Annotated in this window: 14 protein-coding genes; 7 read left to right on the forward strand and 7 right to left on the reverse strand. The window is 39.7% G+C overall.

The genetic code is table 11. The features are described 5' to 3' along the window. Positions 1-6 precede the first annotated feature (6 nt). The 5 genes from QMN06_RS05660 to QMN06_RS05680 all read right to left on the reverse strand — a co-directional run bounded on the left by QMN06_RS05660 (position 7) and on the right by QMN06_RS05680 (position 4,650). The gene (locus tag QMN06_RS05660; protein WP_281971568.1) at positions 7-726 is read right to left on the reverse strand and encodes an ABC transporter ATP-binding protein; all 720 of its coding nucleotides are present in this window, start codon (positions 724-726) and stop codon (positions 7-9) included. After that, complete coding sequence (locus tag QMN06_RS05665; RefSeq protein WP_281971569.1) at positions 723-1,499, reverse strand: ABC transporter ATP-binding protein; 777 nt, start codon at positions 1,497-1,499, stop codon at positions 723-725. Before QMN06_RS05665 ends, QMN06_RS05660 begins: the two co-directional genes overlap by 4 nt. Positions 1,500-1,510: 11 nt before the next feature. After that, positions 1,511-2,500, reverse strand: a complete 990-nt coding sequence (locus QMN06_RS05670) for a branched-chain amino acid ABC transporter permease (RefSeq protein WP_281971570.1) — start codon at positions 2,498-2,500, stop codon at positions 1,511-1,513. Further along, entirely contained in the window at positions 2,493-3,380 is an 888-nt protein-coding gene (locus QMN06_RS05675) for a branched-chain amino acid ABC transporter permease (protein WP_281971572.1), read from the reverse strand. The genes QMN06_RS05670 and QMN06_RS05675 overlap by 8 nt, the downstream gene beginning before the upstream one ends. Positions 3,381-3,462: 82 nt before the next feature. Continuing rightward, positions 3,463-4,650, reverse strand: a complete 1,188-nt coding sequence (locus QMN06_RS05680) for an ABC transporter substrate-binding protein (protein WP_281971573.1) — start codon at positions 4,648-4,650, stop codon at positions 3,463-3,465. Between the two features lie 108 nt (positions 4,651-4,758). Between QMN06_RS05680 and QMN06_RS05685 the strand changes: the two genes are divergently transcribed. The 3 genes from QMN06_RS05685 to QMN06_RS05695 all read left to right on the forward strand — a co-directional run bounded on the left by QMN06_RS05685 (position 4,759) and on the right by QMN06_RS05695 (position 7,527). Next, positions 4,759-5,742, forward strand: a complete 984-nt coding sequence (locus tag QMN06_RS05685; RefSeq protein ID WP_281971574.1) for an NAD(P)-dependent oxidoreductase — start codon at positions 4,759-4,761, stop codon at positions 5,740-5,742. 89 nt (positions 5,743-5,831) lie between these two features. Beyond that, entirely contained in the window at positions 5,832-6,713 is an 882-nt protein-coding gene (locus QMN06_RS05690; protein ID WP_281971575.1) for an alpha/beta hydrolase, read from the forward strand. A gap of 37 nt (positions 6,714-6,750) precedes the next feature. Then, positions 6,751-7,527 (forward strand): short-chain dehydrogenase/reductase, encoded by a 777-nt coding sequence (locus QMN06_RS05695; RefSeq protein ID WP_281971576.1) that lies wholly within the window; start codon positions 6,751-6,753, stop codon positions 7,525-7,527. 45 nt (positions 7,528-7,572) lie between these two features. Here the strand turns inward: QMN06_RS05695 and QMN06_RS05700 are convergent, their stop codons facing one another. Both QMN06_RS05700 and QMN06_RS05705 read right to left on the reverse strand, forming a co-directional pair. Further along, positions 7,573-8,334 (reverse strand): GntR family transcriptional regulator, encoded by a 762-nt coding sequence (locus QMN06_RS05700; protein WP_281971577.1) that lies wholly within the window; start codon positions 8,332-8,334, stop codon positions 7,573-7,575. A 30-nt stretch (positions 8,335-8,364) separates the two neighbouring features. Continuing rightward, the gene (locus QMN06_RS05705; RefSeq protein ID WP_281971578.1) at positions 8,365-8,802 is read right to left on the reverse strand and encodes a VOC family protein; all 438 of its coding nucleotides are present in this window, start codon (positions 8,800-8,802) and stop codon (positions 8,365-8,367) included. A gap of 261 nt (positions 8,803-9,063) precedes the next feature. Between QMN06_RS05705 and QMN06_RS05710 the strand changes: the two genes are divergently transcribed. The 4 genes from QMN06_RS05710 (at position 9,064) to QMN06_RS05725 (ending at position 14,113) form a co-directional block, all read left to right on the forward strand. Beyond that, positions 9,064-10,296, forward strand: coding sequence for an acyl-CoA dehydrogenase family protein (locus QMN06_RS05710; RefSeq protein ID WP_281971579.1), 1,233 nt, complete (start codon positions 9,064-9,066; stop codon positions 10,294-10,296). Between the two features lie 86 nt (positions 10,297-10,382). Next, positions 10,383-11,684 (forward strand): amidase, encoded by a 1,302-nt coding sequence (locus QMN06_RS05715; protein ID WP_281971581.1) that lies wholly within the window; start codon positions 10,383-10,385, stop codon positions 11,682-11,684. A 240-nt stretch (positions 11,685-11,924) separates the two neighbouring features. Further along, entirely contained in the window at positions 11,925-12,863 is a 939-nt protein-coding gene (locus QMN06_RS05720; protein WP_281971582.1) for a dihydrodipicolinate synthase family protein, read from the forward strand. Positions 12,864-12,871: 8 nt separating this feature from the next. Beyond that, complete coding sequence (locus tag QMN06_RS05725; RefSeq protein ID WP_281971583.1) at positions 12,872-14,113, forward strand: CoA transferase; 1,242 nt, start codon at positions 12,872-12,874, stop codon at positions 14,111-14,113. Positions 14,114-14,127 lie beyond the last annotated feature (14 nt).

Here is a 14,127-nt window from a genome sequence, read left to right on the forward strand (position 1 = left end):
CTATAGTTAATGACTACCTAGATATGCTTCTTTTATTTTTGGATCGTTGACGAGTTCACTACTTTTACCTGAAGTTAAGATTTTTCCAGTTTGTAAAACGTAAGCTCTAGCTGCTGTTGAAAGAGCATAGTGGGCATTTTGCTCAACGAGCAAAACACTGGTATTAGAAGCATTAATCTCACGAATCGTCCGAAAAATATCTTGCACAATAATTGGTGCTAAGCCCAGAGAAGGTTCATCTAAACAAAGCAATTTTGGTTCAGACATTAAGGCACGACAAATGACGAGCATTTGTTGTTCCCCGCCAGATAATGTGCCTGCATTTTGTTTTGAGCGTTCTTTTAAGCGAGGAAACATCGCATACATTTTTTCAATGAGAGAATTCATTTTTGCACGGTTGTTACGATGACAATAGCCACCCATTTCAAGATTTTCTAAAACAGTCAAGAAGGGAAATACGTGACGACCTTCAGGTACAAGAGCAATACCTAATTGGTTTCTTTGAAAGGATGGCATGTTAGTGACGTCAACTCCCTCAAAAAGAACTTTCCCTTTACGAGGATACATGGCACCTGCAATAGCTCGCATCGTAGTGGATTTTCCAGCACCATTAGAGCCAATGAGTGTCACAATTTCTTTTTCACTTACGGTAAAGCTAATACCACTACAAGCGGCGACATCACCATAAGCAATTTCTAGATCAATAGCTTCAAGAAGGATACTCATACTTGAACTCCATCGGCACCAAGATACGCCGCAATGACTTTGGGATTGGACTGAACTTCCGCAGGTTTACCATCGAATAAATATTCACCATGATCCATCACAAAGATTTCATCAGCAACGTTCATAACAAGCTTCATATTGTGCTCAACCAGAACGATTGTCATTCCTTGATTTTGTAGGTCTTTTAAACGACCCATTAAAAATTGCACCTCAGTATCATTCAGACCTGCAGCGGGTTCATCCAGCATAAATAATTTTGGACGGGTGGCTAGCGACCTTGCAATTTCAAGTAAACGTTGTGTGCCATAAGGAAGTGATCCAGCACGTTCATTGGCTTTGTCAGAAAGACCAAGAAACTCCAATAAGGCCATCGCTTCATTTTGACAATCGCTTCGATTTTTCTTAAAAGCACCAGCAGGAATTAGGTATTGCCATGCAGGTATTTGATGATGAATATGAAAACCGGCAATGACATTTTCTAGAACAGACAATTGTTTAAACAACCGAATTTTTTGAAACGTTCTTGCCATACCAAGATGCACACGTTGATGCAGTTTGAGAGACGTAACATCGGCTTGGTTGTAGGTAATTTTTCCGTGGGTTGGAAAATAGGTTCCGGACAAAAGATTGAGAGTGGTTGATTTGCCAGCACCATTAGGACCGATGATCGTTTGAATAGCATTTTGAGGTATTTTTAAAGTAATACCATCTACCGCCTTGACCCCGCCAAAATACTTACAAAGACCTTGAACTTCTAAAATAGGATTCGACATAGATTCAATATTTATTTGTTGGTTTTAATGAATTTTGCTTTTAAGGTTTGCATTGCTTGCAATATTCCTCCTGGCATAAATAACACGACCAATGTGAGTGAAATACCATAGACCAAAAGTCGTGCATCACCTATACCGCGGAGCAGTTCAGGCAAGAGTGTTAAAACAATTGCCCCGATGACTGGACCAATCATGGTCCCCAATCCACCAACAATGACCATGGCAAGATAAGTGAACGACTCTGAAACTACAAAGGCATCTGGTACAAGTGTGCCAACAAAGCTCGGGTAGAATGAGCCGGCTAGACCTGCAATCATGGCGCCAATTCCAAAGGAAAAGATTTTCCAAAGTTTGGTATTGATCCCCAAAGAAGCAGCTGAAATTTCATCTTCACGAATAGCTCGTAGCGTATCGCCGATGGGAGAACGTAATATGTTACCCCAAACAATATAGGTTAGAAGAGCCACAAATGAGATTAAATAAAATAAATTGACCTGATTGCTAAATTTAATTTCATTTCCCATAATATTCATTGGAGGAGGTGGCGGGATACCATAAATGCCTAATGGTCCAGAAGTCATCGTATCCCAATTTAAAAGGATTTGATGCAAAATAATAGCAAAAGCCATCGATGCAATAGCTAGGTAATGACCCTTTAAACGCGTTGCAAAAAAAGCTAATAAGACACCTACAATACCAGCCAAAAGAGAACTTGCTGCAACCGCAATCCAAAAACTAAACCCGGCCTTTTTAATCAGTAAAGTTGTTGCGTAAGCACCTACACCATAGAAACCTGAATGACCAAGATGGAGCTGGCCAGTGTATCCGAGGATCAGATTCAGCGAAATAGCCAACATAATGTTTAAAGCAATCGTAATCAGAATACTGCGCCAATAAGCTGAACCACCCAATACTATAGGTAAAGCAAGAATAATAAGGACCGTAAGACCGTAATAGACCCAACTTGGAATTTTTTTAGAGTTAGATAAGAGCTTAGACATTTTCTTCTTTCTTTTCTGCAATAAGACCCGTTGGTTTGACGAGTAACATCACGAGTAGGAGAGCAAATACGACTAGATCAATGACACCTGAGCCAAGATATTGAGTAGTAAATGCTTCAATGAGTCCTACGAGAAGTCCTGCAATAATCGTACCCGCCATATTGCCAAAGCCACCGATAATCACAATTGCAAAAGCTTTAACAATCACAGATGCACCAGCAAAAGGCGTGAGAACGAGAATTGGGCCTAACATCGCACCAGCCATGCCCGCCATCGCTGAAGCGATCACAATCGTTAGCATGATTAAAAATGTTTGATTAATACCCATCAGACCAGCAGTTTCGCGATCTTGTGAAATAGCTCTGAGAGCTTTTCCAGTAAAGGTATATTTCATAAAGAAATAAAGCGCAGCGATTGCACTTGAGGCGACAACAACCACTAATAAACTTTGTGTGGTGAAGAAGATTTTTCCAAAACGAATCGTTTCATCATAAGGACTATTAAATTGATAAGGAACCGGACCGAAAAGAACTAAAGCACCATTTTCTAAGAGTACAGAAACACCAATAGTTGCAATCAAGGGGCGAAGTTCATCTCCTCGATTTCGCAGAGGAGCAAAGATAGTTAAATTAACTAAATAACCTAATATTCCACCAGCAATAAAGGCAACAACAATACTTAATAAATAGCCTCCACCAAACCATTGAACAAAAAAGTAAGCAGCAAAACCACCGAGTGTGACAAAGTCTGCATGGGCAAAATTGATTTGATTCATGACCCCATAAATCAGGGTTAAACCAAGTGCAACCATGACGTATAAGCAGCCCATCACGATACCGTTGATTGCTTGTTGGGCAAACAAGTTCAAAAAATCAGACATAAAAATCCTAAATGTTGAAAACTAGTGTTGAAAAGTCCACTTCAAATGTAAAGTGGACTTTTTTTATCTACTAAACCTTAAGTTACCAATTAAGTGTTTTCCAACTTAAATCAGGGTTAGTTTCAACATAGTGGATTACGGATAAATTTTGATTTTGACCGGTTGGGCCAAAAGTAATTTTACCTGTAGTTACTTCAACATCTTTCATTTTTGTGAATTCGTTACGAATGCCTTCGGAATCTTTCGCGCCTCTTTTCACAGCTTCAGCGATGATTAAGATTTGATCATAGGCATGCGCATTAATATGTGTTGGAACAGTATCTGCACCATATTTAGCCTTGAAGTTTTTCACAAAGTTTTGCACGACTGGACGTGGATCATTTGGATCGAACTGTGAAATTCTTGTGTAACCAACAGAAGCTTTACCAGCTTTTTGATCAAAGCCCCAAGGTACCCAAATCGTTCCAATCATGACAGCTTTACCACCACCGCCTTTAGTAACACCTGCTTGAGCTAGAGCTTGGGCGAGCTTGATGGTTTGACCTTCAAGTGCAGACACCAACAGGACATCTACATTACCCATCGATGCGACACGAGTGGCAATCGAAGTAAAGTCACTTACATCATTAGCAAAGTCAATTTTACCTAACACCTTTCCACCATTGGCTACAAAGGTTTTCTCGAAGTTATCGGAAATATCGATTCCAGCATTTGTTTTTACGTTTAGAAGAATTGCATTTTTAGCATTCATTTTCTTTACTGCATTTGTTGCAAGACTATCTGTTTGTTGTTGAGCGCTTGGGAAAATTCGGAAAGCGTATTTAAAACCAGAGTCAGTAAATTTATTCGTTGCAGAGCCAGCGTTCAGTAATGGAACTTTTGCTTCTTCTAATACAGACATTGCAGCTAAAGTCGCATCTGAGCACTCTTCACCAATCACAACATGAGGCTTAAAAGTCTCAAGCATTCTTTTTGCCACATTGGTAGCAGCAAGTGGAGCACACTGAGAGTCACCATATTCAATGGCTAATTTATAGCCGTTGATACCGTTCTTATTGATTTCTTCAAGAGCTAGATCAGCACCTTGTTTTCCCATAACACCGAAGTAAGAGCCAGGTCCAGAAGCAGGTAATAAGGCTCCAACTCGAACCACTTTTTCTTGTGCATGGCTAGCAAAGGACATCGCAACAAATGCTGATCCTAAAATCAAACCATTCAAGTTGCGCAGTATGGCATTTTTTTGTGAAGGTACGCGTACAAAACTAAACATAGTGTCTCCAAGTTTTTTAATAAAATGTTGTAAAAGTACTTTAGTCGAAATAAATAGATTTAACAAGTAGGTGTAATATCCATATCCTACAGAAAAAAAATTGAGACAATGACAATATTGATCACTGGTGGTGCAGGATTTATAGGTTTGAACCTTATTGAGGAATTATCCTCGCTAGTGAAAACCCTAGTTATTTTTGGTCCCAGTGACTTGCCTTCAAAATTCCAGCAGGCTTTCTCTCAAAAAAATATAGCTTATGAATTTGTTCAGGGAAGAGTGGATCATGAGGATGATCTTCAAAAACTCTTTGATCAATATAAGATTTCAAAAATCATCCACGCCGCAGCCATTACCGCCGATCAAGATCGGGAACAACAACATACGAAGGAAATTTTAGAGACAAACTTGATGGGCTCCGTCAATATATTTGAATATGCCTTACGGTACTCTGTGGATCAAATGATTCAACTATCTTCAGGTTCGATTTTCGGAAATGTAGGTACTCATGATGAGGTAATTGATGAACTGACCAGCCCAGTCTTGCCTGAAACGGTTTATGGTATTAGTAAGTTAGCCGCAGAGCGGTTAGCTATAAGGTATCGTAAGACAAGGGGTTTGAACGTCACTACAGTCCGTTTAGGTCTTGGATATGGGCGTTGGGAGTACGATACAGGTCACCGAGATACCTTGAGTTTGCCTCTCCAGACTTACTGGAGTGCAGTTCGGGGCGAGAGTATTGTTCTTCATGAAAATGGCGGTTCGGACTATATCTATGGTACGGATATTGCAAAAGGTCTTGCTCTGATGTTGACAAAGGGGCATTCGCCAGAGCCGCTTTATCACCTCGCTACTGGAAAATCTTGGTCATTAGAGTTTTGGTTACAAAATTTGCAAAGACTTTATCCAGCATTTCAATATCGATTTACCAAGCATTTAGAGGAATGTACCATAGGGCAGAATGGACCATTACCTAGGTCACCTATGAGCATAAAACGTATAAAAAAAGATTTTTCATTTCAAGCAGAGTATTTAGGACTAAAGGCATTTGATGATTTTATTCTTCATCAAGAATTGCTTCGCGCCATTCATTGAAAGTCGATATTCAAAGCAATATTTATCAACTTAAATTATGATGACGTAGAATCTTAAGAAATTAAAAAAAATTAGATAGGAGACGATGTATGCCGTATGCAAAAACAGACGATGGCGTTAATTTATATTATGAAGAGGCTGGATCTGGCCAGACTTTGATTTTTGTCCATGAATTTGCGGGTGATTATCGCAGTTGGGAAAATCAAATGCGTCATTTTGCCCGTTATTTTAGATGCGTTACATATTCTGCTCGAGGCTATTTGCCATCTGACGTTCCAGAGGATACAAAAATGTATTCTCAAGAGAGAGCTGTAAAAGATATTGTTGCGATCATGGATCATTTGCAGGTTGAAAAAGCACATATTTGTGGCTTATCGATGGGTGGATTTGCCGCTTTGCATATGGGAATTTCTTATTCAAATCGACTACTTTCATTGGTCATTGCTGGTTGCGGCTATGGGGCTGAGCCTGCTAAAAAAGCAAATTTCCAAGCGGAATTGGAAGCTGCCGCCAACATGTTCCTTGAACTTGGTCCAGTTGATGGTGGAAAAAAATATACACTTGGGCCAACAAGAGTTCAATATCAAAACAAAGATCCACGTGGCTTTAATGAGTTTGTTGAGCAGATGCTTGAGCATCCTGCGATTGGTTCAGCGAATACCTTGAGGGGTGTACAAAAAATGCGCCCATCCCTATGGGAGTTGATAGATGGTATGAAGACTATCACTGTTCCAACCCTGGTTATTACAGGAGATGAGGATGACCCATGTCTTGAGCCTGCGTTATTGATGAAACGAAATATTCCAAGTGCATCGCTTGTGGTATTTCCAAAGGCGGGTCATACCAACAATATTGAAGATCCTGATTTGTTTAATCGTCATTTATCCGATTTTTATTTTACGATATTGGCTGGTCGTTGGACACTCCGTGATGGACGCTCATTAGGAACAGGTATTTTAGGTTTTAAATAATTTTTTAACGTTAAGAAGTGCTTAGAAAGGAAATACAATGGATTTGCAATTAAAAGGCAAGAAAGTTTTAGTTACAGGCGGTTCAAAAGGAATCGGTCTAGCAGTAGCAGCAGCTTTTGCCGCCGAAGGTGCTTTACCAATTATTACTTCACGTGATGCCAAAAATCTAGAGAATGGTAAAAACCATATCGAATCAACCTATAAGGTTGCTTGTCAAACAGTTGAATTAGATTTAGCTGCACCTAAATCTGCAGAGGCACTTTTTGAAAAAATTGGTAATGTAGATATTTTGATTAATAACGCTGGCGCTATTCCTGGTGGGACACTTGCTGATATCAATGAAGAAAAATGGCGTAATGCATGGGAACTTAAATTATTTGGTTATATTAATTTAACTCGTATTTACCTTGCTGCCATGGAAAAACAAGGCTCTGGCGTGATTGGTAACATTATTGGTATGGCCGGTGCAGCACCACGAGCAGAATATGTTTGCGGTGTAACAGCGAATGCTGCTTTGATGGCATTTACTCAAGCAGTTGGTGCTACAAGTCATAAGAATGGTATTCGTGTGTTTGGTATTAACCCATCACCAACACGCAGTGATCGTATGGAAAATATGATGAAGGCGAATGCGAAAAATAAATTAGGTGATGAAGCGCGTTGGACTGAACTCACGCAAAAATTACCATTTGGCAGAATGACAGAGCCAGATGAGATTGCTCACCTAACAGCATTTTGCGCATCACCACTCTGCGGTTATCTAAGTGGCTCAGTAATTAACGTTGACGGTGGTCAGATGTTTGCACCAGTATAAGCAATTAAGCTTGACCATATCCCCACTTTTTAGTGGGGATTTTTTTTAGCTCTTGCGCAGGCCAGAGTTAGCTGAGCGTTGTTCGCGGATGAGTTCAAAGCTATAGCGATATCGATCTTGTGGGTGGTGGCTTGTTGTAATTTGAAACGTTTGTTGATCTTTACCAATATAGGAACGCATCACCACTAATGAAGAATCTTGGTTGGTGATTTGTAAAGCAGAGAAATATTTTTTTGGAATGATTTCTGAATAGACCTCAACCTTAGCCCGTAGAATTGCTTCGTCAAACATTTCAACAATTTGCTCACTAATGGGAATCGTCAAATGTTTTTTATGTTTGATAACACCTGCATATTTGGGAAGGATGTAATAGGTGGTAAGGCATAAAGGAAGTGATGCATGATTTTGGAATCTTAGAGTTACTAAACGAAACCATTCCATATGTAACGGACAGTGAAGTTCCTTAGCGAGTTCTTGATCTGCCTTGACAAAGCCGGAATCTAAAATCTCTCGCGTCATTTGTCCTGGATAGTCTAAGAGTTCATTAACAGAGTTGACCGAGTGAGAAAGCACCACTTGTGGTTGACTGGCAACCACGGTCGATCCAGTTCGCGGTCGACGCATAATAAGACCTTCGTTGGACAAACTTGTGAGCGCTTGACGAAGAGTAGGGCGGCTGGCGTTGAAACTTGTAGATAATTCTTCTTCAGTCGGCAGGCGACTCCCTAAAGGATAGACTCCCTTTTGTATATCTTCTCGTAAGCGATGATAGATTTGTAAATGCAGGGGAAGTGCTTTTTCAACCATAAATAGAATTGTATTACTTGTTTTGATCGATTATAAATTTCTACCAAAACTTCCATCTACATGCGCGCCCTCTGCTTGACTTGCTAGACGAGCCTCCTCACCACTAAAAATCAATTCAATTTCAGTGCCATCAGGATCTTTAAAAAATAGTTGATATTGATCATTTTCAGGAACTCCAAATTCAACAAATTTAATCCCATGTCTATTTAAAGTTTCACGATAGTGATGAATATCTTTTGTCCAAAGAGCCAGATGATCAAAGGCATCAGTCTTTTTCGGTTGTGGGGTAGGGTTTCTGGAAGTGGAGATATGTACAATGGGTTGATCACCTAAATACATCCAGGCACCAACTCGACCGAATGGCGGGCGGTAACCATCCACTAAGCCTAAGATTTCAGCATAGAACTTACGAGATTTTTCTAAATCTTGAGTACTGACATTTACATGAGCAAATCCAAGTATTGGCATCCTATTTACCTCATTTAATTGAAACTTGGTCGGACAAAATGTAACTATTCATTTTTAATATATTACGCCTGTTTTTTTCTTGTACTAACAAATACCATTTTATCTTGATTAATTTATTTCTATATAAAACAATTGTTTACATATTTATAATGGAAGGTTAGGGTATGTCCTAATCATTTTTAATTGAATTGTATTGACAATTGGCTAACTAAAAAATACTATCAATCTATATTTACTAATTTACCTTACATGTAATTTTTCATGAACGCGCCAGAACCGATCATTCAATCAAGCTTATCTAAATCTGCCAAGTCATTTCAGGATGTTTCTTATGAGGAGGCTGTGCAGCGCGCGAAAGATCTCATTCCGTTACTAAGTGCTGAGCAGGATCAAACTGAAAATAGAACGTATTTAACTGATGCGGTCGTTAATGCCTTACATGAGAGTGGCTTATTTCGTTATCAACAGCCCAAGATGTGGGGTGGCATGGAGGTCGATTTTCGTGGTTTCATGGAGATACCGTATTTATTAGGGTTAGGGTGTCCATCAACTGGATGGGTATTTGCCAATATTGCCTCTCATAATCGCCAGTTAGCCCAGTGGCCGATTCAAGCCCAAGAAGATATTTGGGGTGAAAATCCAAATGCTTTAATAGCGTCAGGTGTGGCTTATTTTCAAGGGGCTGGTCAGCGGGTTGATGGCGGTATGTTGTTATCCGGAAATTGGGGATTTTCTTCAGGCGTAGATATCTGCGAGTGGAATATGCTCTCCTGCCAAGTGAAAGATGGCGATAAGACAGTCGATTGGTGTGTATGTTTAGTTCCGAGAAATGATTATGAAATTATTGATGACTGGCAGACCATGGGTATGCGTGGGACTGGTAGTCGGAGTGTGAAGTGTCAAGATATTTTTGTTCCAGCGCATCGCGTGTTATCCATGAATATTCATCATCCTGAACACGAGTTTCCTGGTTTTAAGATTCATCAAAATCCCATGTTTAAGGTACCAACAAGTTCTGTTGGAGGTAATGGAATAGCTGGCGCCATGATTGCAAATGCAAAGATGATGTTGGAGGAGACGACTAACTGGATAAAATCAAAAAGTACCAGTTATACAGGGGCAAAGATGTCAGCAATACCGACCCTACAAATGAAAATTGCCACAGCAGATGGCAAAATCGAAGCAGCCTATGAATGGTTAACAGCCAACACAATTGAGGCAGAAATTGCCTATAAAAATCATATTGAATTTGATACACCAACAAAATTACGTTATAAGCGTAATACGGCCATGGCGATGAAGATGGCGAATGAAGCAGTTGATATCATGCACGAATTATTAGGAGCAAATGGAATTTACGAAAAAAATAGTTTTGAGCGCCGTTTTCGAGATGCGCATGCTTCCGCTGGGCACGTAGTATTTAATCTAGATGCGCAGTTCATTCCTTTTGGGTTGGTTCATCTTGGTGGCGAGTTTAAAAGCCCCACAATGTAAAGCTTTCTAGACTCCTTCTGAGATAATTAAATGAGTTGGTTTATTTTATTCATGTTTTAGGAAGCTCATCTCATTCAAAGCCTATAGTGATTCAATTTCCAGATCGTCTTACTGAATTACAAACATTGATACAGAGTGCTAAGATCAAGCCCTTGGATTGTCTGCGCGATCAAATAAACCATATCAATCAGTTAAATCAACAATTTCCGGCGATTGTAGAAACTTTAGTAATCGATGAAACCTTGACTGGTCCATTACAAGGCATTGGGTTATTACATAAAGATTTATTTAATTTATCTGGAAGAACCCCTGGCTTTGGTCATTCGTTAGGGATGAAGAATCCCGAACAAGAAGACGCCCAAGTCATTGCGCAATTAAAACAAGCGGGCTGTGGAATTTTAGGAACTCTTGTTATGGCACCCTATGCCTGCGGCGCGACATCGCAAAACCCTTATTTTCCTAAATGTCGTAATCCTCTTAATGAACATTATGCAGTTGGAGGATCATCTAGTGGGTCGGCTATTGCTGTCGCCTCTAAAATGAGTTACGTATCCTTAGGTAGTGATACAGCTGGTTCTATCAGAATCCCTGCTGCAACTTGTGGTATCACCGGATTAAAAACCACTCAAGGGTTAATTAGTCTTCAAGGGGTAACTACTTTATCCGAATCTTTAGATACTGTTGGACTATTGGGCCGATATGCGAAGGATATTGAGCTGATTCTTGACGTAGCCATCAGTCATAGCCTAGAGCCGCTGGAAGCAATTAGTCATTTCAATTATTGGCTACCGAAAGACGTAATGGATCCTGACATTGCCTCTCATGTAATGTCTTTTTTATCTCGAGTTGAGCATACAGATGCAATTGATATCGAGGGGTTTTCTCAAATAAAACAAGCTGCAGATATTGTTATGGCTTACGAAATAAATCGTAATTATGCAAAAATAATTGAATCACCCGATGCTCCTAAGGGTTTAAAAGCCGTTGGAAAGTTGGCATCCCAAATCAATCAAAAAGATTACGAAAACTGTATTGAGATAAAAGCACAATTGACAAGTCACTTTATCGATCGTTATTTAAGTAATGGATCCTTTTTAATTGTGCCGTGTATGACGGGGTCTATTCCCTTATGGCAGGAAGTAGAAATTGGTCATCCGGAATTTTCTAGAAAAGCTTATTTGAGTTTGTTTCATATGATGGGCTGGGTCAATTATTTAGGATTGCCTGCAATTAGCTTTCCTATCGGCAATGATGATCAGGAACATCCGATCAGTATTCAGGTTATTGGCAGACCTTTTACGGAAAAATCCTTATTAAACTTTGCTCACGAAATGGAGAATCAACTATTTGGTGGTTCTTGCTACATAGACAGTAAGTTATATAGTTGAATTCAAGTGTAAAACCGATTTTCTTGGAAGACTCTTCACTCAGCATCTAAGTCAGTCGAGGAGTAAATCAGTAGTTGTTGAAAATAAAACATCACAGATAACTGAGTAGATTCATTGAGGGTAACTTCGCTCTCAGTCATTGATATTTAAAATACATATTATTTTTTGTTTACGTTATCATATCCTTGACAAGATTCATTACCCCATTGATAATTAAGAAAAATAATATAACTGGAGACTATGATGAAGCGCCGCCCAAACTTTGAGCCCAAAGGGGTTATTCCTGCGGTTATTCTGCCATTTTTTGATGATTTCGAAATCGATGAGGCTTCTTTTAGATCCCACTTACGTGATGTAGCATCTGTGAAAGGGCTCAGTGCGGTAACGATTAATGCGCATTCTACAGAAGTAGGGTCTTGCACATTTGATGAGCAAAAGCGTGTCCTAGAAATTACACAGGATGAAATTGGCGATTCCATGCCTATCGTGAATGGAGTATATGCTGAAGGAAGTTTAGAAGCTGCCAAGATTGCAAAAATGGCTGCAGACGGTGGTGCTGCGAGCTTACTAGTATTTCCTCCAGGGCCACTCACAATGGGGCATCGCCCTGAAATGGTGGTTGATCATTATCGACGCATTGCTGATGCGAGTGGTCTGCCATTAATTGCATTTCAATACGCTCAGAATTCACCGCAAAGCTATCCCTTAGATACTTTATTAGAGTTATGCGACAAAGTCCCTCAAGTGAGAGCGATTAAAGACTGGATCTCAAATCCTGCTTTGCACAATACTCAAATCCAAATCCTTCAATCTAGAAAAAATCCAGTGCATGTTCTCTCCACACATAGCGCTTGGTTATTTAGTTCGTTAGTACTAGGTTGTCATGGTTTGCTTTCAGGTAGTGGTTCAGTGATTGCAGCATTTCAATCTGAGTTGTTTGACGCAATTAATGCCAATGATTTAGTCAGAGCTCGCCAACTTCATCAAAAAATTACATTTGCGGCAGATGTATTTTATGCAAGTCCTTGGGTGGATATGCATAACCGTATGAAAGAAGCACTTGTTCTGATGGGTAAGATACCCAGAGCAGTTGTGCGCCCACCACTTGTAAAAATTCATGATACGGAACGTGCAAAAATTAAACAAGCATTAATCAATGCAGGTTTGATGGCAGCTTAGATCGTTTTATGACACAAGTTAAGTTGCCTCTTGCACAAGAGAATTCGAGGTTTAGTGCTTTAAATGGAATTCGAGTTCTTGACCTTAGTACATCTGTTGCAGGACCCTATGGATGTCAAATATTAGCTGATTTTGGTGCTGAAGTTGTCAAAATTGAAAAGCCCAATGGTGGTGATGACTCAAGAGCTTGGGGTCCTCCTTTTTTAGATGATCAGTCACTTTGGTATTTAAGTGTAAATCGCAATAAATCAAGTGTTGTCATTGATATGACTAGCCCAAAAGGGCAAGAGTTACTGCATCGATTAGCTAAAGAAGCAGATATTGTTGTTACTAATTTTTTACCGAGATTGCAAACGAAATTGCAAGTTGATTATGAAACATTAAAGTTGATTAATCCACAGTTGATTCATATATCCCTTACAGGTTTTGGTTTAGAGGGCGCACGAAGTTCATTCCCTTGTTATGACCTCATTGCCGAAGGCTATAGTGGCGTCATGGAAATGACAGGAGAAATCGATCAAGATCCGCAAAAAGTAGGCACACCTGCCGCAGATTTATTAGCCGGTATGGATTTGGCCTTGGCTGCTATGGCTTCAATTATTCAAAGAAATCAAGATGGTAAAGGGTACTCTGTTGATATTGCCATGATTGATAGTATGACGCGCTTTATGGCACCAAGACTTTCATCCTATTTAGGGTCAGGTATTTTGCCCAGAAGAGATGGTGCAAAAGAGAGTGTCATCGCTATTTATCAAGTATTTAAAACGGCAGATGAATTAATCACATTAGGCCTCGGAAATGACGCAATCTGGAAACGTTTTTGGACGATTTTAGGAGAGGAATCATTCATTACTGATTCAAAGTATCTCAGTAATACTGATCGAAGAGCATGCCGCAGTGAATTGGTAAATGAGATTCAAAAGCGCCTGTTAACTCAACCACGCGCATATTGGTTGGAACTATTCCAGAAATCAGGAATTCCTGCAGGACCGATTAATCGTTTAGATCAAATTGCTGCTGATCCAGAAATGCATGCACGAGGCATGTTTTACGAAGTTGAACGAGAAGGTAAGCGAATTCCTCAAATTGGTTTTGGAATACGTATTGATGGTTCAAGTTCTTATTGTGAGAAACCACCACCAAGGCTAGCCGAAGATACACAAGTGATCTTTGAAAATTGGTTAGGCTTATCTAAAGAAGAAATCTTTCAATTTGCAAAAGATCAAGTAATCCATATTTTTAACCCATAGAACTCATATTAAGG

It is taken from the genome of Polynucleobacter sp. SHI8 (genome assembly GCF_027944005.1).
In the GTDB taxonomy this organism is placed as follows: domain Bacteria; phylum Pseudomonadota; class Gammaproteobacteria; order Burkholderiales; family Burkholderiaceae; genus Polynucleobacter.

Coding starts and splice junctions, on each gene's coding strand:
- QMN06_RS05660 (WP_281971568.1), bottom strand. CDS start 726: ATGAGTATCCTTCTTGAAGCTATTGATCTAGAAATTGCTTATGGTGAT.
- QMN06_RS05725 (WP_281971583.1), top strand. CDS start 12,872: ATGACACAAGTTAAGTTGCCTCTTGCACAAGAGAATTCGAGGTTTAGT.
- QMN06_RS05665 (WP_281971569.1), bottom strand. CDS start 1,499: ATGTCGAATCCTATTTTAGAAGTTCAAGGTCTTTGTAAGTATTTTGGC.
- QMN06_RS05690 (WP_281971575.1), top strand. CDS start 5,832: ATGCCGTATGCAAAAACAGACGATGGCGTTAATTTATATTATGAAGAG.
- QMN06_RS05685 (WP_281971574.1), top strand. CDS start 4,759: ATGACAATATTGATCACTGGTGGTGCAGGATTTATAGGTTTGAACCTT.
- QMN06_RS05705 (WP_281971578.1), bottom strand. CDS start 8,802: ATGCCAATACTTGGATTTGCTCATGTAAATGTCAGTACTCAAGATTTA.
- QMN06_RS05710 (WP_281971579.1), top strand. CDS start 9,064: ATGAACGCGCCAGAACCGATCATTCAATCAAGCTTATCTAAATCTGCC.
- QMN06_RS05720 (WP_281971582.1), top strand. CDS start 11,925: ATGATGAAGCGCCGCCCAAACTTTGAGCCCAAAGGGGTTATTCCTGCG.
- QMN06_RS05670 (WP_281971570.1), bottom strand. CDS start 2,500: ATGTCTAAGCTCTTATCTAACTCTAAAAAAATTCCAAGTTGGGTCTAT.
- QMN06_RS05695 (WP_281971576.1), top strand. CDS start 6,751: ATGGATTTGCAATTAAAAGGCAAGAAAGTTTTAGTTACAGGCGGTTCA.
- QMN06_RS05700 (WP_281971577.1), bottom strand. CDS start 8,334: ATGGTTGAAAAAGCACTTCCCCTGCATTTACAAATCTATCATCGCTTA.
- QMN06_RS05680 (WP_281971573.1), bottom strand. CDS start 4,650: ATGTTTAGTTTTGTACGCGTACCTTCACAAAAAAATGCCATACTGCGC.
- QMN06_RS05675 (WP_281971572.1), bottom strand. CDS start 3,380: ATGTCTGATTTTTTGAACTTGTTTGCCCAACAAGCAATCAACGGTATC.